General features: G+C 49.0%; 19 protein-coding genes. 12 read left to right on the top strand and 7 right to left on the bottom strand.

Going from position 1 to position 21,708, the window contains the following annotated elements; all coding sequences use genetic code 11:
- Positions 1 to 76: 76 nt before the first annotated feature.
- Together ACXAGC_RS10130 and ACXAGC_RS10125 are read left to right on the top strand one after the other, a co-directional pair.
- On the top strand, positions 77 to 454 hold the full coding sequence (locus ACXAGC_RS10130; RefSeq protein WP_474844283.1) for a hypothetical protein: 378 nt from the start codon (positions 77 to 79) through the stop codon (positions 452 to 454).
- A 181-nt stretch (positions 455 to 635) separates the two neighbouring features.
- A complete protein-coding gene (locus ACXAGC_RS10125) occupies positions 636 to 1,799 on the top strand; it encodes a response regulator (RefSeq protein WP_474844282.1) in 1,164 nt (387 codons plus the stop codon).
- Positions 1,800 to 1,848: 49 nt separating this feature from the next.
- Here ACXAGC_RS10125 and ACXAGC_RS10120 read toward each other — a convergent pair whose 3' ends face one another.
- Positions 1,849 to 3,039: an amino acid aminotransferase gene (locus ACXAGC_RS10120; protein WP_119501476.1), complete on the bottom strand. Its 1,191-nt coding sequence runs from the start codon at positions 3,037 to 3,039 to the stop codon at positions 1,849 to 1,851.
- 348 nt (positions 3,040 to 3,387) lie between these two features.
- Between ACXAGC_RS10120 and ACXAGC_RS10115 the strand changes: the two genes are divergently transcribed.
- Positions 3,388 to 4,632: a cystathionine gamma-synthase family protein gene (locus ACXAGC_RS10115; protein ID WP_474844281.1), complete on the top strand. Its 1,245-nt coding sequence runs from the start codon at positions 3,388 to 3,390 to the stop codon at positions 4,630 to 4,632.
- Between the two features lie 440 nt (positions 4,633 to 5,072).
- On the opposite strand, the gene ACXAGC_RS10110 is transcribed toward ACXAGC_RS10115, so the two are convergent.
- Complete coding sequence (locus ACXAGC_RS10110) at positions 5,073 to 5,612, bottom strand: glutathione peroxidase (protein ID WP_119501474.1); 540 nt, start codon at positions 5,610 to 5,612, stop codon at positions 5,073 to 5,075.
- A 201-nt stretch (positions 5,613 to 5,813) separates the two neighbouring features.
- On the opposite strand from ACXAGC_RS10110, the gene ACXAGC_RS10105 reads away from it, so the two are divergent.
- From ACXAGC_RS10105 to ACXAGC_RS10090, 4 genes are all read left to right on the top strand, one after another.
- Positions 5,814 to 8,303, top strand: coding sequence for a prolyl oligopeptidase family serine peptidase (locus ACXAGC_RS10105; RefSeq protein ID WP_474844280.1), 2,490 nt, complete (start codon positions 5,814 to 5,816; stop codon positions 8,301 to 8,303).
- Positions 8,304 to 8,394: 91 nt separating this feature from the next.
- Positions 8,395 to 9,093 (top strand): 3-keto-disaccharide hydrolase, encoded by a 699-nt coding sequence (locus ACXAGC_RS10100; RefSeq protein ID WP_474844279.1) that lies wholly within the window; start codon positions 8,395 to 8,397, stop codon positions 9,091 to 9,093.
- A gap of 1 nt (position 9,094) precedes the next feature.
- On the top strand, positions 9,095 to 10,774 hold the full coding sequence (locus tag ACXAGC_RS10095; protein ID WP_474844278.1) for a GMC family oxidoreductase: 1,680 nt from the start codon (positions 9,095 to 9,097) through the stop codon (positions 10,772 to 10,774).
- A gap of 2 nt (positions 10,775 to 10,776) precedes the next feature.
- The gene (locus ACXAGC_RS10090) at positions 10,777 to 11,532 is read left to right on the top strand and encodes a gluconate 2-dehydrogenase subunit 3 family protein (protein ID WP_474844277.1); all 756 of its coding nucleotides are present in this window, start codon (positions 10,777 to 10,779) and stop codon (positions 11,530 to 11,532) included.
- A gap of 20 nt (positions 11,533 to 11,552) precedes the next feature.
- On the opposite strand, the gene rrtA is transcribed toward ACXAGC_RS10090, so the two are convergent.
- Entirely contained in the window at positions 11,553 to 12,158 is a 606-nt protein-coding gene (gene rrtA, locus ACXAGC_RS10085) for a rhombosortase (protein WP_474844276.1), read from the bottom strand.
- An 83-nt stretch (positions 12,159 to 12,241) separates the two neighbouring features.
- Here rrtA and ACXAGC_RS10080 point away from each other — a divergent pair, with 83 nt between their 5' ends.
- Positions 12,242 to 13,006 (top strand): enoyl-CoA hydratase, encoded by a 765-nt coding sequence (locus tag ACXAGC_RS10080; protein WP_474844275.1) that lies wholly within the window; start codon positions 12,242 to 12,244, stop codon positions 13,004 to 13,006.
- 39 nt (positions 13,007 to 13,045) lie between these two features.
- Positions 13,046 to 14,776 (top strand): gamma-glutamyltransferase, encoded by a 1,731-nt coding sequence (gene ggt, locus ACXAGC_RS10075; protein ID WP_474844528.1) that lies wholly within the window; start codon positions 13,046 to 13,048, stop codon positions 14,774 to 14,776.
- 17 nt (positions 14,777 to 14,793) lie between these two features.
- On the opposite strand, the gene ACXAGC_RS10070 is transcribed toward ggt, so the two are convergent.
- Positions 14,794 to 15,258 carry a hypothetical protein gene (locus tag ACXAGC_RS10070; RefSeq protein ID WP_474844274.1) on the bottom strand — a complete coding sequence of 155 codons (465 nt, stop codon included), beginning with the start codon at positions 15,256 to 15,258 and terminating at the stop codon, positions 14,794 to 14,796.
- A 105-nt stretch (positions 15,259 to 15,363) separates the two neighbouring features.
- Positions 15,364 to 16,329, bottom strand: coding sequence for a cysteine synthase A (gene cysK, locus ACXAGC_RS10065; protein WP_474844273.1), 966 nt, complete (start codon positions 16,327 to 16,329; stop codon positions 15,364 to 15,366).
- A gap of 395 nt (positions 16,330 to 16,724) precedes the next feature.
- On the opposite strand from cysK, the gene ACXAGC_RS10060 reads away from it, so the two are divergent.
- From ACXAGC_RS10060 to ACXAGC_RS10050, 3 genes are read left to right on the top strand one after another with little or no spacing between them, the layout of a single operon-like run.
- Positions 16,725 to 17,711: an XdhC family protein gene (locus ACXAGC_RS10060; RefSeq protein ID WP_474844272.1), complete on the top strand. Its 987-nt coding sequence runs from the start codon at positions 16,725 to 16,727 to the stop codon at positions 17,709 to 17,711.
- Positions 17,696 to 18,319, top strand: coding sequence for a nucleotidyltransferase family protein (locus ACXAGC_RS10055; RefSeq protein WP_474844271.1), 624 nt, complete (start codon positions 17,696 to 17,698; stop codon positions 18,317 to 18,319). Before ACXAGC_RS10060 ends, ACXAGC_RS10055 begins: the two co-directional genes overlap by 16 nt.
- A 43-nt stretch (positions 18,320 to 18,362) precedes the next feature.
- Entirely contained in the window at positions 18,363 to 19,055 is a 693-nt protein-coding gene (locus ACXAGC_RS10050; protein ID WP_474844270.1) for a rhomboid family intramembrane serine protease, read from the top strand.
- Here ACXAGC_RS10050 and ACXAGC_RS10045 read toward each other — a convergent pair.
- Positions 19,021 to 20,394, bottom strand: a complete 1,374-nt coding sequence (locus tag ACXAGC_RS10045; protein ID WP_474844269.1) for an MATE family efflux transporter — start codon at positions 20,392 to 20,394, stop codon at positions 19,021 to 19,023. The genes ACXAGC_RS10050 and ACXAGC_RS10045 overlap by 35 nt on opposite strands.
- A 7-nt stretch (positions 20,395 to 20,401) precedes the next feature.
- Positions 20,402 to 21,649: a molybdopterin molybdotransferase MoeA gene (gene moeA / locus ACXAGC_RS10040; protein ID WP_474844268.1), complete on the bottom strand. Its 1,248-nt coding sequence runs from the start codon at positions 21,647 to 21,649 to the stop codon at positions 20,402 to 20,404.
- Between the last annotated feature and the right edge of the window lie 59 nt (positions 21,650 to 21,708).

Raw genomic sequence — 21,708 nt, 5'->3', positions numbered from 1 at the left:
GGGCTTTTTTGACCAATATGCTTGATAAGTGTCCAAATATACAGTACTGTTTGTATGTACAGTATATGGGGGACTTATGAATACAGGTCTGAAAACAGTTGATAATTTAATCCGCACGTTTGGTATACGCACCAGAAATGGCGCTGATAAATCACAATCGCTGGTCACTCTGTCATCTGCTGATGAACGTCTGGCCTCTATGCGCATTCCTTTTTGTATGATGCAGAAAATACTGTCATTACCGCAAAACCGTTCACTGCGTTTTCACCAGTGGTATTTACCCCATAAAGGGGCAAAGCTTGCCTGTTTTCTCATAGACGAAGAAGGTCGTATTGTGGAGCAGGTCTATTTTCAGCGCGATACAAAACACGTGAATGCAGCAAGAAAGCTTCAACAAATGGTGGAGCAGGCACACCGCAGTCAATATGAAATGACGGTGAAAATGGCCGCTTAGTGTAAGAACAGACTGTTTTAATTATAAATTCAGGTGGAATCCGTGCAAGATGTACTGACAGTGTCTATAACTTAGTAATTGTGAACCTGCTCGGTCATGTGCTGTCCGTCGTGTATTTCTGCGCCGGATAATGCGAAATGGTCAGACAGTCACTGCTAAGATTCTTACACTGGAGGTAATTTTGAATTTACTGGTCGTCGAGCCGGATGATATTCAGGCTGAAATTTATCAGTTGTCTCTTGCTGAAGCTTTTTTTGTCGATGTAGCTGACTCTTTTGAGAATGCCCGCATCATGATGAGAGACAAATATTATCAGCTGGTAGTGTGTGAATGGGAAATTGAGGGAGAGAAGGGATCCTGCCTTACCCACGCCAGTTATAAGCCGGATTATGCGGCGTCACCGGTTATCGTTGTTGTCAGTCATCATGATGAAGAAGAAACCATGGTTGAGGCATACAATGGCGGGATTTCTTATTATTTCACCAAGCCTTATACCATCGTACCGTTCTATGAAACTTTACTGGCCATTCAGGATCAGATTGAAGCGCTGCAGCAACTCGAACACGATAAAAAGCAATCCGTGATTGTATCTGAACAGGCAGTAAACAGAGCAGCTATATACCGTTTAGGGTTGGAAACCCTGGGCAAACTGAATGATGCCAAAAGTGTTGCCGATATCGCCCGTATTACTCTCACGGCATTAAGAGAGCAGGGGATCCATGCTGTTCTGGAATTCCGGCACAGTAACAGGCCTCTTTATTTTGACGGTAAAACAGACTCCTGTGATGAAACTACGGTTAAAGTGTTTACAACCCTTCGCAAACAGGGAGAGTATTTTTTCTTCGGACATCGGCTAATGTTAAATGCTGAGCACGTCTCTATGCTGGTGAAACAAACTGATAATCTCACCATTCCCTTGCAATCAGTTCTCACAGATTTAGGCACGAAATTTATGCCTCTGCTAAATATGCGTTACGTCGCATTATTGCAGGAGCAGGCCTTGTATGATGCCGGTAACGATGTCAACAAGTTGGTGAACAAGCTTCACGATGTGCTTATTGACCGCCGGGATCAAAAACATAAATTCTCATCCAGGGTGCGTAATGTGGTCATGGAGGACAAAAGCACAGGATCTCTGAAAGACACTGACAAAGAAGCTCTGGTCCGGCTGTTACAACAGGCGACAGACAGCACGTTAAATGACGAGGAACTGATTAATGCAGATGCGTTACTTGCAGGCATTGCCGCCAGGATGCATAGCCGGCTGGTGGATTTATCTGTCAGGGAAATCTCCGGAGAGGATGACGAGCTGGATGACGAATTGAGAGGGCTGGAATATTTCTGAAACAAAAAAGGTGGCAATCAGCCACCTTTTATCGTTTGTCTTACAAAGGTTAAAGCACTGAAACCAGGGCCTTAGCCAGCGCATCAACGTTTTGCTGGTTAATACCGGCAACGTTAACGCGGCTTGAATCCACGAAGTAAACGCTGTGTTTTGCACGTACTTCACGAACCTGCTCCGGTGTAATACACAGGAACGAAAACATCCCTTTTTGAGTATTCAGGAAGCTGAAATCTTTCTGAGCGCCATTCTCTGCCAGTTTGTTAACTAACATTGTACGCAAATCAGACATGCGGTTACGCATTTCATTCACTTCAGTTGTCCATTCGTCCTTCAGCGCTGTGTCAGACAAAATGATATCAACTAATGCGCCGCCCCAGCTTGGTGGCATAGAGTAAATACCACGGGCAACAGACTGAATCTGCCCCTGGGCAATTTTACGGGTAGCACTGTCATTCGTGACAATTGCAGCCAGACCGGTGCGCTCACGGTACAGACCAAAGTTCTTTGAACAGGAAGCCGCAATAATCACTTCAGGCAGGTTTTCAGCCAGTAAACGGATGCCGTAAGCATCTTCTTCCAGACCGTCACCGAAACCCAGATAAGCCACATCGATAAATGGCAGGAAACCTTTTTCCTGAGCCAATTTAAGTACTTCATCCCACTGTGCGTTGGTTAAATCTGCACCGGTAGGGTTGTGACAACAACCGTGCAGCAACACGATGTCGCCTTTACCGGTTTGCTTAAGCGTTTCCATCATCGCATCGAAATTAATGCCCGCAGCAGCTTTATCGAAGTACGGATACGTTTCGATTTGCAGACCGGCAGAACCGATTAACGGAATGTGGTTCGCCCACGTAGGGTCGCTTACCCACACTTTCAGGTTGTCGCCGCAACGTGCAAGTAATTCAGATAAAATACGCAGCGCACCGCAGCCACCCGGCGCCTGAACCGCAGCGACGCGATCAGCCAGCATGACTTTGCTGTTTTCACCCAGCAATAATTTCAGCATGCCATCAATATAACCCTGATGACCCTGCGGGGTGATGTAAGTTTTTGAGGTTTCTCTTTCCAGCAAAATTTGCTGAGCTTTAGCCACCGACGTCATGATCGGCGTATTACCCTGCTCATCTTTATAAACACCAACACCTAAATCAATTTTAGCCGGATTGGTATCTTCCCGAAATGATGCAGACAATCCCAGAATTGGATCAGGAGCTAGTTGTGGTAATACTTCAAACACGATTTTTCCTCACGTTGCGTGATAATTAAGCGAGGTCGGCATTATGCCACTGCTCACGCAAATTACGAGACTTAAAATGCAATTTTCTTCAGGTTAAATTGGAATAAATCATTGCCGGATGCTGCGGGTTGTAAAATACATAGTTCATCATGGGGTTTTAAAGCGGATCCGAACGAATGATTTGTCACCTCACCGGCAATTGGGACTGGGCGTAAACGCTGGTTTGCGGTAATATCCGCTTCCACAGGCAAACTCAAATCCGCTTTATTTTAGCGTTACAGACAGCCGGCACTCTCTGTGCGGCCTGATTTTGCTTCCTACATTTTTTATCAAACGTGGAGTTTCAGCGTGAATAACAAGGGATTCACTACCCGTCAGGTACATGCAGACCGCCTTTTGAATCAACCTGAGCACGGCGCTGTGCATACAGGGACGACCAATTCTGTGCTTTATGCCTTTGAGGATGCACAAGGTATTATCGATGTCTTCCAGGGTAAGAAAGCCGGTCATGTGTATTCACGCTCTTCGTCAGGCTCGATTGCCGCGTTGCAGAATATCCTTAACGAACTTGAAGGTGGCGCAGGGGCTTTGTGCTTTGCCACAGGTATGGCTGCAATCAGCAGCACGCTGTTATCACTGCTTAAGGCGGGCGACCATATTATTGTCAGTCAGTATTTATTCGGTAATACCCGTTGCTTCGTGGATACGCTGGCGGATCTGGGTATTCAGGTCAGTTTCGCCGATGTGACATCAATAGAGGATGTACAGGCACTTTATCAGCCGAATACCCGCATTGTGTTTTCTGAAACCGTGGCGAATCCGGCTACTCAAGTCGCAGATGTTCAGGCTATCAGCCAGTTCTGCCGTGAAAAATCATTATTATTTATCATCGACAACACAATGACACCGCCGCCGCTTTTCGATGCTAAAGCTGCCGGTGCTTCGATTGTTATTTCCTCGCTGACCAAATACGTGTCCGGTCACGGCAATGTGCTGGGTGGTGTGATGGTAGATCTTGGTACGTTCGACTGGTCAACTTACCCGAATATCAAACCCGGCTACCAGGTCGCTGACAAGGGGCAGTGGGGAATTACTCAGGTCAAGAAGAAGGGGCTACGTGACATGGGGGCAACATTAGCCCCGGGTTCTGCCCATGCAATTGCTACCGGTCTTGAAACCCTTTCCCTTCGTATGCAGCGTAATTGTGAGAATGCGATGAAACTGGCTACCTGGCTGGACAGTCATCCGCTGGTAGAAAAGGTGTATTATCCGGGTCTTGCTAAGCACCCTCAGCATTATACTGCCAGAGAAATGCTGTCAGGTGGCTATGGTGCCATTTTGAGTCTTGACCTGGTAGACCGCATTAGTCCGCGGGACTTTTTAAATGCCCTGGAGCTGGTGATTTGTGCAACTCATCTTGGTGACAACCGCACCCTGGCGCTTCCTGTTGCCTCAACCATTTTCTTTGAAAACGGACTGGAAGAAAGACAGAAAATGGGAATTTCTGAAGGTATGATCAGATTATCAGTAGGTATTGAAGATACTGACGACCTGGTAGCTGATTTTACCCAGGCTTTCGGACAGTTTAACTGACACCGTTTAGAATTTTTGTAAAGACAGGGTTATTTTAGAAGCAATTCTGCAACAACCCTGTTATGATAATTTTCAGCAAGTAAGCGGGCTTTCTTTTCTCGTAGGGTGTTTTGGCGAACTTCGAACCGGGTGATGCTTGAATTTCCGCTACTTGCTCCATTTTCCTCACCTTTATCTCAAATTTTTCCCACTATTTTTCTATCTGAAGTTACAGATTTTTCTCACTTTTTTAACATTCAGATAATTTATCAAAAATAATTTGAACTAAAGACTGTTAGTAATGACTAAATCTATGCAGTTAGCAATTAACGGTTTAAGCCAGGACTTGTGCTTAATCGTTACCGCTAAAGTGTGTTCCAAGTTGAGTGTGCTTGATTGCCCCGCCATGTGCGGGGCTTTTTTATGTCTGTTTATAACTGAGAGTGTGGCAGAAAAGCCAGTTACATGGCTGCTTTAATATCTGCGCGCAGATCTTCATCTGAGGGCTTAACGCGGCTTCCGTAGTGCTTGACGATGTTACCGTCTTTATCTACCAGGTATTTATTGAAGTTCCATGAAGGCTCTTCGCCGGTGGCGCGGGTGAGCATGCGGTACAGAGGGTCCTGATCATCACCGGTAACCACAGTAGGTTCAAACATCGGGAATTTTACGCCGTAGGTCAGCTCACATAATTCCGCCGTTTTACCTTCATCTTTTGCTTCCTGATTAAAGTCGTGGGCAGGAAAACCAAGAATGGTGAAGTTTTGATCTTTGTATTCTTCATACATGGCTTCCAGTCCTTCAAATTGCGGCGTGAATCCACAATAGCTTGCTGTATTCACGATCAGCAGAGCCTTTCCCTGGTATGCTTCGCACAGGTTCACTGTTTCCTGGGAATTCAGTTTACGTTTAACAAATTTCAGGACAGAAGGGCAGTTTTCAGCAGCGAAAGTAGCACTGCTGAACAGAGTAAGTGTCGCAAGCAAAAGCGTTTTTTTCATAATGGCCTCAAGATGTGGAAGAGTTTGTCTCAACCTTAACAGTAATCTGCGCAGAGAAACAGTTGCGCGGTTGACGACACCGGTCAGTCACCGTTAGGCTGGGATAATCCGACAAGTTAACCCGATGAAAACGGCTGTCGGAATTACCTTGTTGCGTATAATTAACATGCTTATAAATAACACACTTAAGACAGAACCATAATGAAAAAAATGTTAAGCCTCGTTATTGCTGCTGCGTTAGGCACGTCACTTTCCGCTTGTGTCTCTACAGCTGCTGATCCCGCTACTTCCTCAACGCCGGTACCGGTCAATGCACCACCTGCAGTGGTAACACCGGAAACAGTCACTCAACCGGTGTCATCAGAAACGATTACACTGAAACAAATTATGGCCGATCCACAGTGGATGGGTCGTTCTCCGGTACGCCCCGGCTGGAGCCTTGACGGCAGCATGCTGGTGTATGAGCAGGAACGGGAGAACAGTCATCTCCGGGATGTATTTGCCGCTCCGGTCAACATGCCTGCCAATGCAGAGCGTATCCCGCTATCCGAACAGTACCTGTACCGCTACAGCGAAAAAGCACAAAGTGTTGATGGCCAGACAATGGCATTTCTCGCCGGAGAGAGTGTTTTTATAAAACACAAAGGTCAGCCGGCTGAACAACTCATCCGTGGCGGAGCACCGGTACACGGATTGTCTTTTATGACCGACGGCAGGCTGATGGTGACTACAGGTAACCGTATCGTTGCTATCGACGTGAATAATGGCAGACGTGAGCAACTGTTCAGTTGGGCATTCGGGGACAAACCTGAAGCAGTAAGCGAACCGGAAGACTATATTGCCGGTGAACAGATAAAATTAATCAAATATATCGACAAAAAACGCAGACAGAGCCAGCAAAGTGCTGACCGTAATGAAAAACTGAAAACGGTAAGTCCGGCCTACGTTCAGGATAAGGTCTGGTTCGATAAGGGTGACAGACTGGTCACCGCTTCGGTATCTCCGAATGGTAAATTTGCACTTGTCGTGACTACCGCTGATGTGAAGTCCAGAGACGACTCTGACATCATGCCGCATTTCATTCAGGAAGATGCGCGGATCTTGCCAATGCGGGTGAGAAGCCGTGTTGCTGATGCAGAGCCGGTGAATCACGATGCCTGGCTGGTTAATCTGCAAACCGGTGAGAAATCAAAATTATCCTACATGAGCTTGCCCGGCTACAACGACGATGTACTTGCAGACGTGAAATCTGAAAATGCTGCTGCCCGCGGCGACAAGTATGTGGTTAACCGCCTGCCCAGAGACATTACCCTGTTCAGCAGCTGGGACCGGAACAATCCGTCTGTTCGCTGGCACAAAAATGGCGGGGCTCTTGCCCTGATGCTGGAAGCGTGGGACAACAAAGATCGCTGGATTGTAACTGTTGACTTTGAAAAAGGCCGGTTTGAAACTCAGGAGCGATTACACGATGATGCATGGGTGAATTACAGCCACAACCAATTTGGCTGGCTGAATAACAGTGAAATACTTTTCTATCAGTCAGAAAAAGACGGTTACTCCCATCTTTATCTGCAGGTACCCGGTGAGAGTCCTCAACAACTTACACGTGGTCAGTTTGTCACGGAAGAGCCGGCACTCACCAGCGATGATAAGTTCATTTACTATCAGGCCAATAAAAAGCACCCCGGCATTTATGAAGTTTACCGGGTGAATACCGCTACCGGTGCCAGTGAAGCCATGACCGATTTGAACGGCATAACGGACTTTGTACTTAGTCCTGACAACAACACACTGCTGTTAACTCACAGCAAAGTAAACCGTCCGCCTGAGCTTTACATTAAAAAAGCCGGTGACAGTGGCGCAGCACAGAAGATCACAGATACTGTCAGTGATGCATTCCTGTCAATGCCCTGGGCCGTACCTCAGGTGGTAGCGATGCCATCATCTCATTCCAGTCAGCCTGTTTATGCCCGTGTGTATTTACCTGAAGGCTACAACGAGGGTGAAAAGCGTAAAGCGGTGGTCTTTAACCACGGCGCCGGATATTTGCAGAATGCGCACCTTGGCTGGTCAGGGTATTTCCGTGAATACATGTTCAACAGTATGCTGGTGCAGCAGGGTTATGTGGTGATGGACATGGATTACCGCGCATCAAAAGGCTACGGCCGCGACTGGCGTACTGCCATTTACCGTCAGATGGGCACACCTGAAGTTGAAGATTTACGGGACGGAGTGAACTGGCTGACAGAAAATGCGAATATTGATCCGGCGCGAATCGGCACCTACGGTGGCTCATACGGTGGTTTCCTGACTTTTATGTCTATGTTTACCGCACCGGATCTGTTCGCAGCCGGCGCAGCATTACGTCCGGTAACTGACTGGGCGCATTACAATGCGCCTTACACATCTAATATTCTGAATACGCCGGATGTGGATCCCATCGCATTTGAGCGCAGTTCTCCTATTTACTTCGCAGAAGGGCTGGAAAAACCACTACTTATCATTGCTCCTATGGTCGACGATAACGTGTTCTTCCAGGACTCAGTGAGGCTGGTTCAGCGCCTCATCGAACTTGAGAAAACTGATTTCGAAACGGCGATATATCCGGTTGAACCTCACGGATTTGTGCAGCCCAGTTCCTGGCTGGATGAGTACCGCAGGATCTACAAATTGTTTGATACAAACCTTTAATAAAGCAGGCAGTGACTGACCATCACTGCCTTTTTTATCCGCCGGAGACGGCATACAACAAGAACGATAACACCAACAACAGGCAGGAAATATGATGAAAGCGCTTACGGCAATCGCCGCAACGATCTATCTGGCCGGTACCGCCGCAGTGCAGGCTGCCAAGGACAATACACTTACTGCAGAGGAGTCTGCCGCCGGATGGCAGTTACTCTTTGACGGGCAATCTTTTACAGGCTGGCGTAACTATCGTGAAAAACAGGTAGGTGACGGCTGGACTATCGAAGAGGGGGCCATGAAGCTGGCTGAAGCTGGTGGTGGCGATCTGATCTCTGACAAGACTTGGGAGAACTTTGATTTTCTCATTGACTGGAAGATCTCAGAAGCAGGAAACAGCGGTATTTTTATTCTCGCCGATGAGACCGGAAAATATATTTATTCCCATGCACCTGAGATTCAGATCCTCGATAACGAAAAAGCGCACGACAACAAAACAGATACTCACCTTGCCGGTTCACTATATGACATGGTGGCCGTGCATTCCTCTGCTTCAAAACCCGCCGGAGAGTGGAATACAACCCGCATAAAACTGAACGATAATTTGTTACAGGTGTGGCAGAACGGTGTGATGACGACCAACGTGGTTATCGGTACATCAACCTGGAAGAATCTGGTGGCGGCGAGCAAATTTGCTGAATGGGAAGGCTTTGCGGCTAACTCTTCCGGTCATCTTGGATTGCAGGATCACGGCAACACGGTCTGGTTCAAAAATATAAAAATAAAGGAACTGTGAAATGGATAACACTGATTTTCAGGTACTGGTAGTTGGCTCCGGTGCCGGCGGTGCCATGGCTGCTTACGAGTTAACCCGGCAGGGCATCAAAGTGTTGCTGCTTGAAGCTGGCCGTGATTATGACCCCCGTACAGAAACCCCCATGTTTAAAAGACCCGGTGATGCGCCTTTGATGGGCTCGGGGAATGTGGATAAAGATTTTGGCTACTACGACGCTACCGTAGACGGTGGCTGGACCGTACCTGACGAGCCTTACACGACTGCGGATGATACCGAGTTTCTCTGGTGGCGGGCGCGGATGCTGGGTGGCCGGACTAATCACTGGGGCCGTTATTCCCTGCGTTTTTCTCATCATGATTTTAAAGGTAAGACCCGTGACGGTCATGGCGCTGACTGGCCATTTGAATATGATGACATTGCGCCCTGGTATGATAAAACAGAAACCCTTGTCGGCGTGTGCGGGGAGAATACCGGTCATGAAGATATGCCTGACTCTTCTGAAGGTGTATTACAGCCACCTCCGGCCCCCAGAGTCACTGAATTACTGGTGGCTGCTGCCGCCGGTAAAGAAGGCATACGAACCGCGCCTATGCACCGTGCAGTGCTGACACGCTCACAGGATATCCGCCAGAAGTGTTTTTATGCCACGCCCTGTGGCCATGGCTGCTCTATCGGTGCGGCTTTTCAGACCACCACATCATTGATCCCTATGGCCAGAGCTACCGGAAACCTGACTGTGATTACGAATGCAATGGTTAAAGCTGTCCGTACAGATGTGAACGGTAAAGCCACGGGGGTGACCTACGTGGATAAGAAAACAGGTAAGGATACCGACCTTGATGCTCCCGTGGTTATTCTGGCCGCCAGTGCCTGTGAGTCGGCGCGGATCCTGCTGAATTCAGCATCAGAACAACATCCTGCCGGACTGGCTAATTCCAGCGGACAAGTAGGTCGCAATCTGATGGATTCCACCGGGGCGAACATCGGTGCCTACGTGCCGGCACTGCGGGACCGGCCACGGTATAACGAAGATGGCCATACATCGAACCATTTGTTCATTCCTTGGTGGGGCCACGAGGCGCAGGAAAAAGGGGAGCTGGACTTTCCGAGAGGTTATCACTTTGAAATCGGCAGTGGTTTCCGTGAGCCCGGCAGTTGGGTAGCCGGTGATTTTCAGGGATACGGTGAAGCTGTAAAAGCTGAGGCCCGTTCTGCCTATGGCAGTTACATTGGCTTCGCGCTGCGTGGGGAAATGGTGCCGAATGAACATTGTTATATGGAAATTGATAAAGACGTGAAAGACAAATGGGGTATACCTGTTGCGAAGTTTCACTGGAAGTGGTCGGAAAATGAACTCAATCAGGTCAGGCACGGCCTTGAAACCGCGAAGAAAATTTTTGCCAATATGGGCGCTGACCCGGGGGAATTACCTTCTCCTGAAGAGGCTATCCTCAAAGGCGGCGAAATTATTCATGAGGTGGGCACAACCAGGATGGGAGACGATCCCGGCACCTCTGTGACCAATGAATGGGGACAAACCTGGGACTGTAAAAATCTGTTTATCATGGATGGCGGCGTGTTCGCCTCTAATCCTCATAAAAACTGTACTCTGACTATACTGACCCTGGCCATGCGTAATTCAAGCTGGCTGGCAGGACAAATTCAACAAGGGAGCCTGTAGCCATGAGAGATGTAAAATCTTCCGTTTATGTGCCACGGTTAACACGCCGCGAATCGTTAAAATGGCTGAGTGCTCTGGCAGCCACTGCGGCATTTCCTGCATTAACAGCGTGTTCAGGCGAGCCGGATAAAAGCGCAAAGGCCACAGCAGGAGCGGGTGAGGGGCACTGGCCTGAACTCACACTGAAGCCGGTGAATGCCGCCGGTTACGGGAAAGATCCTGATCTTATCATGCCGCCTGAATCACCCTGGCCGCGGCTCCTGTCACAAAAAGAGCTGCAACTGGTTGCTGACATCAGCGATCTTATTGTTCCTCAGGAAGGGGAATACCCTTCTGCGACCGGGGTTAATGTACCGGATGTCATTGACGAGTGGATAAGTGCACCCTATGAGCGGCAGCAAAACGACCGCAAATTCATCATGCCACTTCTGGTATGGCTGGATGACGAAGCTGCATTGCGTCATGACATGACGTTCACGGACCTGACAGAAGCCCGGCAGAAAGCCATCCTGGATGATATAGCGACGGTGGACGACAATACTGGTGATGCATATCTGCGTCCGGCTGACGCTTTTTCCCGTCTTCGTGGTTTGGTTCTGGCTGCCTATTTCAGTTCGCCGGAAGGCACCAGAGATATTGGCTATCAGGGTAACGTTGCCATTGCCGGAGACTATCCAGGGCCCACGGATGAGGCTATGACGCACATTAACCGTGTTATCAGTGAGTTAGGTTTGTCGGAGTACGCGCTTAAAGGCTGATAATTGAATAAAGCCGTCTGTCAGTGCTGCACTGCCGGTCGGCGTTTGTTCACCGGAATAATCATCAGCAGAAACATTAAAAGACCCGCTACCGCGCCGTAAAGGTGGGCATCTGTTGCAACCGCAGCGCCAATCAGTGCCTCCACATCAGCAGAACCGCCATTGATTTGTTCATAAACAATTTTAGCGACAACACCGCAGGCCAGTAACCAGCCCGAATTTAAACCTGCACGGATATCCATGCAGGCGCCCCACAAAAACACGCCATGTAATGCGCCGGACAAACCTGCATACCATATGAGTTGCGGTGAAAAGTAATAAATACCTGCACTGGTCAGTAAACTGCACCAGAGAAATAATTTAATAAACCGCATGAAACGATAATGGTCGCTATGCAGAAAGGTGAGCAAAGTCAGCCCGGCCAGATTCAGTAAAGCGTGCCAGCCGTTGGTGTGGACAATATTGGCTGTAAGTAAACGCCAGGTTTCAAAGCCCTCTATGGCGTAACGGTCATATGCCAGCCATTCCCTTGAAACGGGTTCGAAGACGCAGGCCAGTAACACACAGAGTGTCAGTAGCAGGGGCCCGCCATAAGGTCCGGCAAATTTGGTGAAATCAGATGACATGAATTTTTGTAGTTTTTGCTGTTAAATCGCTATGATACAGAAAACTGATAAGAATTTGCCTGTAATTTTGTGAGGATTTTGTCATGAGCACTGTGACTACACAGATAGAAAACCACGTTCTGACCATCAGCCTGAACCGCGCGGATAAGAAAAATGCGTTAACCCGTGAAATGTATCAGTTAATGGCGGATGCAATTAATACCGCGAGCCTTGATCCGGAAGTGAAGGTTATTCTGCTCAGGGGGGAAGGCAGTGCGTTTACGGCCGGAAATGATATTGCAGACTTTGCACACAGGGAGGAGGGCGACAACGTTGCTGAGATTGTTGCCTTCATGAATGCTCTGACTCAGTGTACTTGTCCTGTTGTAGCGCAGATTCATGGCGTTGCCGTTGGCATCGGGACAACCTTATTGTTACATTGTGATCTGGTGTACTGTGCACCGGACAGCGTTTTTTGTATGCCTTTCATTAACCTGGGCCTGGTGCCCGAATATGCGTCAAGCTATCTGTTACCCAGACTGGCCGGCCGCAGAAAGGCCAGTGAATGGCTGATGTTGGGCGAAACCTTTGGCGCAGAGGAAGCACAGCAGTTTGGTGTCGTTACCGCTATCATTCCGGCAGAAAATCTAAGCGAACATGTTGAGGCTGTGTGCCGTAAACTGGCACAGAAGCCTTCATTCGCGCTGAACCAGACAAAAGCATTGATGAATAATGAGCAGGATGCCATACAACAACAAATCAGTGCTGAACTGGATATCTTTCTTGAAGCGCTGTCTACGCCGGCAGCTAAAGAAGCATTCGATGCATTCATTAACAAGCGCCCGTTAAACCGGGATAAATTTAAGTAATTCAGAGGAAGCGATACATTGAAGTTCAGTCAGGGAATTCTGGCAACGGCTGTTAAAGTCGTTTGTTTATCGGTCACACTGGTGTCCGCCACTCAAGCTGTTGAACGTTTTGAGCCTGAAGCGGCTACCGGATTTGAAAATAAAAAAGCCCGTATAGCCAATGATTATATGGTTGTGGCTGCAAATCCCTACGCCTCATGGGCGGGTAAAAACATTATCGAAAAAGGTGGTTCAGCCATTGATGCTGCTGTGGCTGTGCAGGCAATGCTGACACTGGTTGAGCCCCAGTCATCGGGGATCGGTGGCGGTGCCTTTATTCTTTACTGGGATAATAAAACGAAGACCCTGCATACATTTGACGGGCGGGAAACCGCACCGGCTGCCGTAACACCTTACTGGTTCTTCAAAGGTAAAAACCAGATGAACTGGCTTGAAGCTGTGGTTGGTGGTAAATCTGTGGGTGTTCCCGGCGCATTAAAAGCGCTGGAAACTGCGCAGCAGGAATTCGGCAAGCTGAAATGGGAAGACCTGTTTGACGATGCGATCAACACCAGCGCTGAAGGGTTCCGGGTATCAGCCCGTCTGGCGCACCTGGTCTCGCTGAATAAACACCCGGGTCTGAAAGAGTTTCCATCCAGCGCTACCTATTTTTATCCTGCCGGTGCACCGCTGAAGGAAGGAACGGTTAAAAAGAATAAAGCGCTTGCAGATACCCTGCGCCATATTGCCAGTGCCGGTACAGACTATTTCTACAAAGGCCCTGTGGCTGAGAAAATTGTTAAGGCAGTGAACGGGGCATCCATCAATCCGGGACAAATTACCACGGCTGATATTGCCGGATACGAAGCATTAAAGAAAAAGCCTGTATGCGGCGATTACCGCGAACATAAAATTTGTGGCATGGCACCACCCAGTTCCGGCGGGATCAATGTATTCCAGATCATGAAACTGCTGGAAGGTCAGGACATTGCTTCATTGCAGCCTGACAGTGCTGAATTTGCCCATTTATTTGCACAGGCCAGTGCCCTCAGTTTTGCTGACCGGGAAATGTATATTGCCGACAGCGACTTTACCGATTTACCCTTTGCGGCATTGATCAACGCGCCTTACCTGAAACGCCGTGCAGAGACGATTGGCATCAATGAAAAATGGCATAAAGCAAAGGCCGGCAAGCCTTACACCGATGCTAAAGTTCACCTTGGGATGAATCTGGAGCAGCCTAACACCAGCCACTTCTCAATTGTGGATAAAGAAGGGAACGCGGTGTCTATCACGACCAGCATTGAGTTTATGTTCGGTTCCGGCTTAATGGTCGACGGTTTCCTGCTGAATAACCAGCTTACTGACTTCTCATTTAATCCGGATATTAACGGCTGGCCTGTGGTTAACCGTGTGGAACCGGGTAAGCGCCCGCGCAGTGCCATGAGCCCGACCATGGTGTTTGATGATAAAGGTGATCTTGAACTGGTCATCGGCTCACCGGGTGGCAGTCGTATTATCGATTATGTCGCGCAGACCCTGTTTGGTGTTCTCGACTTTAACCTTGATGTGCAGCAGGCCATTAATCTGCCCAGAATGACCAACAGAAATGATTATACTGCGCTGGAAGCCGGTACGTCCGCTGAGGCGCTGAAACCTGCACTTGAAGCACTGGGTCATGATGTCAAAGTGATGGATCTGAACTCAGGTTTACATGGCGTACAAGTGAAAAACGGTAAATTGATTGGCGGTGCCGATCCCCGCCGTGAAGGGGTAGCAGTGGGGCAGTAAAAGCCCCGCTTACCGGTTTACATAAAATGGTCCGGGTCGATGCGGTCAACTTTCCACATCCCGTCGTCGCGGATCATTTGTACCGTTCTTAAATCTTCCACTTTGTCATCATTATACTGGCCGCTGAAAAATAAAGTGACGGTGGCATTTTCTGCAAACTCATTACGTCCCACACGGTTAGATCCCTGAGGTGTAACGGTTACTGTATCGTAACGCAGATTAACAATGTGTCTCTGAACGTTGCGGTTTGTATGGTAGCGCTTAAGTATTCTTGCCATGCTGTCAGAACTCAGTTCTACTGCACGGTTTATATTCTTGTCTTCATAAATACTTTTCATAAATGCCACAGCAGCGTAGTCCGGCGTATTTTCATCCATCATCCCGTAGCGCCCGAGCCCTTCTTCCTTTTCTTTACAACCGGATATCAGAATCAGACATAAAGCGATGAACAGGGAATTGAGGTGGCGGGAAGGGTAATTCATGATATCTATTCCGGACGGCTAAACTGTTATAAAAATAGCAGATTTTACAGGCAAAAAAAAAGCGGAGTAATCATACCCCGCTTTCTGATTTTATATCTTTAACGCTTACTGAACTTCTTCCTGTTCACCAAATTCACCGGCAAACAGCGGACTGCTCAGGTAACGTTCTGTACCACTGGCAAGCAGAACAACAACGACTTTGTCTTTGTTTTCCGGACGCTCAGCAAAACGCTTGGCTGCGACAACCGCCGCACCGGAAGAAATACCGGCAAGGATACCTTCTTCCTTCATCAGACGGTGAGTCATTTCCATACTCTCGTTGTTAGTTACCTGTTCTACTTCATCTACCAGATCCAGATCCAGGTTACCCGGAATGAAACCGGCACCAATCCCCTGGATTTTGTGAGGACCCGGTGTCAGTTCTTCACCATTCTTGGCCTGAGTGATAACAGGTGAATCTGTCGGTTCAACGGCGACAGAAGTAATTGCTTTACCTTTGGTATTCTTTAGGTAACGGCTAACACCGGTAATCGTACCGCCGGTACCGACACCGGCAACGAATGCATCAACCTTACCGTCAGTGGCTTCCCAGATTTCAGGGCCGGTTGTCTTTTCATGGATTGCCGGGTTAGCAGGGTTATCAAACTGCTGCAGCAGAACGAATTTTTCAGGATCTGAAGCAACGATTTCCTGAGCGGCTGCAACGGCACCTTTCATGCCTTTAGGGGCTTCAGTCAGTACCAGGTTTGCGCCCAGCGCCTTGAGTAATTTTCTGCGCTCAAGACTCATGCTGCTTGGCATGGTCAGTGTCAGCTTGTAACCACGGGAAGCTGCAACGAATGCCAGTGCAATACCTGTATTACCACTGGTCGGTTCAACAATCTCTTTACCCGGGCCCAGAACACCACGCTTTTCTGCATCCCAGATCATGTTAGCGCCGATACGGCATTTGACACTGAAGCTCGGGTTGCGTGATTCAATTTTTGCATACACATTGCCACCGGTAACGCGGTTGAGTTTTACCAGCGGTGTGCGGCCAATAGATAATGAGTTGTCGTCAAATACTTGCATTATTATTCCTTACCTGGTTAAAAATACCTGCAGACAATGATGTAGTCTGTCAAATGAACAGAACCACACAGGTATTTGTGTACGGTTATATAATTGGTGTCATTTTGTAAAATGAAAAGTGCTTTTTCGATATAACTTATTTTGATTTGCGATGAGGGTTAAAAAGCAGGCAAACGGGTGGTCGTTACAGTCAAATTCACCGTAATTACAAACAGCGTTCAGCCGGGATGACAGGTGCAGTGGTACGGGATTTACGACAGACGTCACGGATGCGGTACTACTTTGTTATATATTAGCGGTAAATTTGCCGGTGATACCGGCTTAAGAAATATAAAACATGAACTGGTATCTGCGTTTAACGTACTGGCCGTTCATGGTCGTTCAGGCGGGGAAAAATGAATCATCATATTTACCATGTGTTGTCGGACTGGTTCCCTCAGCGCGATGCAGGTAACTGGTTGCTGGCAACCATCATCAATACCGAAGGCTCTTCTTACCGAAAAGCCGGTGCAATGATGCTGTTCAGTGAATTTGGCAGTCAGCTGGGTGTTGTTTCCGGCGGATGTCTGGAAAGTGATTTATTGCATCAGTCACGACGGTGCTGGGAAACAGGTAAAAGTCGTATTGTGACTTATGATATGCAGGAAGAAGGTGATGTTGCGTGGCGGCTGGGTATAGGTTGCGGCGGTGAAGTGACGCTTCTTTTACAACCTGTGAGTGCACAAAATAACTGGCTGGGGCTGACAGATGTGCTGGATGCGCTCAGCCGGCAGCAATCCGTTTATTTTTCACAGCCGGTCACACCGGGTATTCCGTCAGGGTCTGCGGCGGCATCTGATCCCGGCGACAAAGCTCTGTTTACAGCCACACTCACACCACCTCCCACGCTGGGCATTTTAGGTGGCGGGGTTGATGCACTGCCGTTATGCGATATGGCTTCAAGGCTCGGCTGGCGGGTTATTGTTAATGACAGCAGAGCGCGATATGCGCGGCCTGCAGACTTTACCACAGCTACTGTGACAGACGAACAGGCAGCGGGTGACATTAGCGGCACAGGCTGGTATCACCAGATGAACGCAGTCATTGTTATGCATCATCAGGTGCGTATGGACGGTGAGGCGCTCGCAGCAATGGTCTCTGTACCGCCGCATTCTTTACAGTATATTGCCTTGCTGGGTCCCTCTCATCGGGCTGAGCGGGTGCTGGAAGATGCCGGCATTGAAGAATCTCTGTTACCGCTGCCACTTCATGCACCTGCCGGTATCGCAATCGGAGGTGAATTACCTGAGTCAATTGCATTATCCATGCTTGCGCAGGCACACGCTGTGGTACATGGCAAGTCAGCCCGTTCACTGAAGGGTAAGCCATGTCAGGCAGAATAGCGGTAATTATACTGGCTGCCGGTGAGGCCAGCCGGTATGGCGACAACAAATTACTAACTGCCCATCCGAAAGGTGACACATTGCTGGAGTATGTTGTACAGCAATATGCGCCGTTTACGGATTTGCCCGTATTTGTGGTGACCGGTTGTTACCGTGAGGCGGTTGCCGAATGTCTGGTTAATAGTCCGGTATTGCCAGAGGTGTCTCTCGCCCACAATGACGCCTGGCAGCAGGGAATGGGCGGCAGTATTGCTACCGGAGTTAAAGCCGTGCTGCATTATTGTGAGGAAACCGGCACATTGTCGCCGGATCATTTTTTTATCGGATTAGGTGATACGCCGGCTGTTACTACCGGTTCCCTTCGTGAGCTTGCTGAAAAAGCAGGGATTTTTCCTGCCAGCCGGATTGCCAGCCTGGCTGAAGGAAAACGCATGTCACCGGCTATCTTTCCTCACCTTGATGAAGAATTGCTTTTGTCTCTGAGTGGTCAGAAGGGGGCGGCAAAACTGCTCAACGTTGCTGCCCCTGAGTGTTTTGCCGTACCTCACCCGCAAGCTGCGCTGGATATCGATACGCCGGATGACTGGGATAAATTAAACCGTAATTAAGCCGCTGTATGGTAATTCCCGGTATTGTCCCAATATCGGGTTTATGAAGCATTCAAATAAACGCGATATCCTGCTGCGATCGGTATGGCTCAGTGTTCTGTGTGTCACTGTGCTCTGGGTCATCCAGTCCGCCGGTGTGTTGTTCCATTTACCCTTAAATACACTGGGTATTGTGCCTTTGTCCTTAGCAGGACTTCACGGCATTATTACTGCCCCTCTGGTACACAGTTCTTATGAGCATTTATTCCATAATACATTGCCACTGATCATTCTTGGTTCCGCCCTGTATTATGGCTATCCGGCTACGAGAGGCAAAGCGCTGGCATTTGCATGGCTGGGTTCAGGTATTGGGGTATGGTTATTTGGCAGGCCGTCTGTGCATCTGGGGGCAAGCGGTGTTGCACACGGATTGTTTTTTTATCTGTTCGTTATTGCCATTCTGCGCAGAGATAACCGCTCAACGGGTCTGATGATGATCGCATTCTTTCTGTATGGCGGCATGATGATGTCTATTTTTCCCCGCGACCCGCAAATTTCTTACGAGGCGCATTTTTTCGGTGCAGCAGGGGGGACTATTGCTGCACTGCTGTTTGGTAAACAGGATCCCAAACCGCTGAGGAAGCGCTATTACTGGGAATCACAGGATGAAGAAGACCCGGTGATTGGTGATCAGTGGCAATCCACCGGGCCGGAAGAGCCGCCTAAGCCGCGTGAACGCGCTGGCGGCGCTGAATAATCATAACGCGGCTGCCTAACATTACGGCAGCACTGCTTAACCCCACTATAAAACCTATCCAGAAGCCGGCAGCGGACATGGGCTCACTGGTTATCCAGTCTGTACGACCCAGAATAAGCCCGGTGGGAAGACCGATTAGCCAGTAGGCAATGAAAGTGATGATAAACATAGCCGTGGTGTCTTTGTATCCCCGTAACGCATTGGCCGATAACACCTGGATTGCATCAGAGAATTGGAAAAGCGCGGCGTAAATCAGCAATGAGTTAGCCAGTGCAAATACCGTTTCATCCTGCGTATACAGGCTGATGATGGCACCCTTGGCCAGTAACGTGAAGCTGGCGGTTAACGTGGCAATACACATACCGATGGTAATACCGCTTTTTACCACCATGCGGGCCTGCGCAGGATTGTTCTGGCCAATCCGGTAACCTACACGGATTGACAGCGCCATGCCTAAGCTCAGGGGAAACATGAACATGATTGCACTGAAATTGAGTGCTACCTGGTGAGCCGCTACGGTGCCGGGTCCGAAAGGGGCCAGCATCAGGGCAACGACGGCAAACAGGGTAACCTCAAACAGAAGCGTCATGGCCACCGGAAATCCGAGTTTGAATGTGCGCAGGATCATGCGTAAATCCGGACGATAGATGTGGCCGAACAGGTTGTACTTTTTCAGTCTGTCAGACAACAAAACGTAAGCCATGGTAGCGAAAAACATCGTGTATATAACAATGGCCGTGGCGATACCACACCCCGCGCCACCGAATGCCGGCACCGGCCCTGCGCCATAAATGAATATGTAGTTACCCGCGACGTTACACATTAATCCGATCAACGTAATGGCCATGGTGGGTTTGGTGGTGCCAAGGCCTTCACAGAAGTTACGCAACCACTGGTAACCGGCAAATGCCGGCATGGAAAGCAACACAAACTGCACATAGTCCACGGTAATATCGTAAAGTGCCGGCTCCATGGGAAACAGTGCGACCAGGTGGCCGGTAAACGGCCAGATAAGCAGAATGAGTAAACTGATTGTCAGTAGCAGGTATCCGGCCTGCCAGGCCGCAGAGGCTACGTCAGATGTATTTCCCTTTCCGTGTAATCTCGACAGGATAGGGGGCATAGCAAGGCCCAGGCCCTGAATAAAACACTGCAGCGGTACAATGATACTGAAACCCAGTGCCACAGCGGCCATATCCGTAGCGCTGTAATGACCGGCCATAATGGTATCAATAACACCCATCATCATCTGCGTTATCTGGGCAATCAACAGAGGCCAGGCAAGGGTGATCAAACGTTTACTTTCCACGGCAAAGCGCGGAGAAATGAATGCCGCCATGGGTGAATTAAGCTCCGTTAACTGAAAATGGCTGCACTTTTACCGTGTCACCGCCACTGAGCATTTTGCAGTCAGACGGAACGACAATGTAACAATTGGCCTGTGTCACGGTGGTCATCACACCGGAACTTTGTTTACCTGACGGAGTGACGTTATAGCTGCCATCCTCCTGCACAACCATAACCGCCCGCAGAAATTCTTGTCTGCCGGCTTTACGTTTTATACCGGCGGTCAGTGTGGCATTAATGGTAAGAGGCTTACCTGCCCCGTCAGTTTCAATACCGCTCAACCGTTTGAGCATGGGTAACACCAGTTGCTGTGTGGTGACCCAGGCTGACACCGGGTTGCCCGGTACGCCACAGAAGCGTGCATTTCCCAGAGAACCGAATGCGAAGGGTTTGCCCGGTTTAATGGCAATTTTCCAGAACGCAATCTCACCAAGCCTGGCAACCAGTTCTTTAACAAAATCGGCATCACCTACAGATACACCGCCGCTGGATATAATGACATCCTGAGATTCAGACGCCTCTTTAAATACCGTTTCCAGAGCGGCTTTGTCATCAGGAATAATGCCATAGTCAGTGATTGTGACCGGCTCATGTGCGAGTAAGGCCCGTGTGCCGGTACGGTTTGATTCGTAAATCTGACCTGACTGCAAAGGTACTCCCGCCTCAACCAGTTCATCGCCGGTAGCCATGATCCCCACTTTCAGTTTGCGGAAAACACTCACTGAACTGATCCCCATTGAGGCAAGCAGTACCAGATGACCGGGTTCCAGGCGGGTGCCCCGTTTAATGACCTGTGCGCCTTTAGCGATATCTCCGCCGGCGCGGCGAATATTTTCACCGGCAATAGCGGGTTTGGTCACTGTGATAATGTCATCTTCCCTGCGTGTATTTTCCTGCATAACCACGCATTCTGCTCCGGGAGGGATAAGCGCACCGGTCATAATGCGTACTGCTGTACCCCGCTGTATTTTTTCTTCCGGCAACGCCATGCCCGCAAACTGCGTACCGGATACCGTGACGGGTTCGCCGGCGGTATCGGCTGCATAAAGAGCGTAACCGTCCATCGCAGAATTATCTGCCGGTGGTACATCTGTCTGTGAAACAACGTTTTCGCCGGTAATACGATACAGCGCATCAGATACAGCAACGTTTTCAGTTTCTGTAACAGGAGTAACAGCGGCAAGAGCACGGCTCAGGGCCTCGTCCAGTGGAAGCCAGCCGGAGGGAGTGGAAGCAGAATTGGTCATATTTATTAGCGCAGGCGAATTAAGAAGGGGATTATTACTGATTGGTATAAGAAAACCAA

The organism is Alteromonas sp. AWJ4_197 (genome assembly GCF_056160285.1).
The sequence above is the reverse complement of the archived record's forward strand: the minus strand, read 5'-3'. Positions and strand labels throughout refer to the sequence as shown.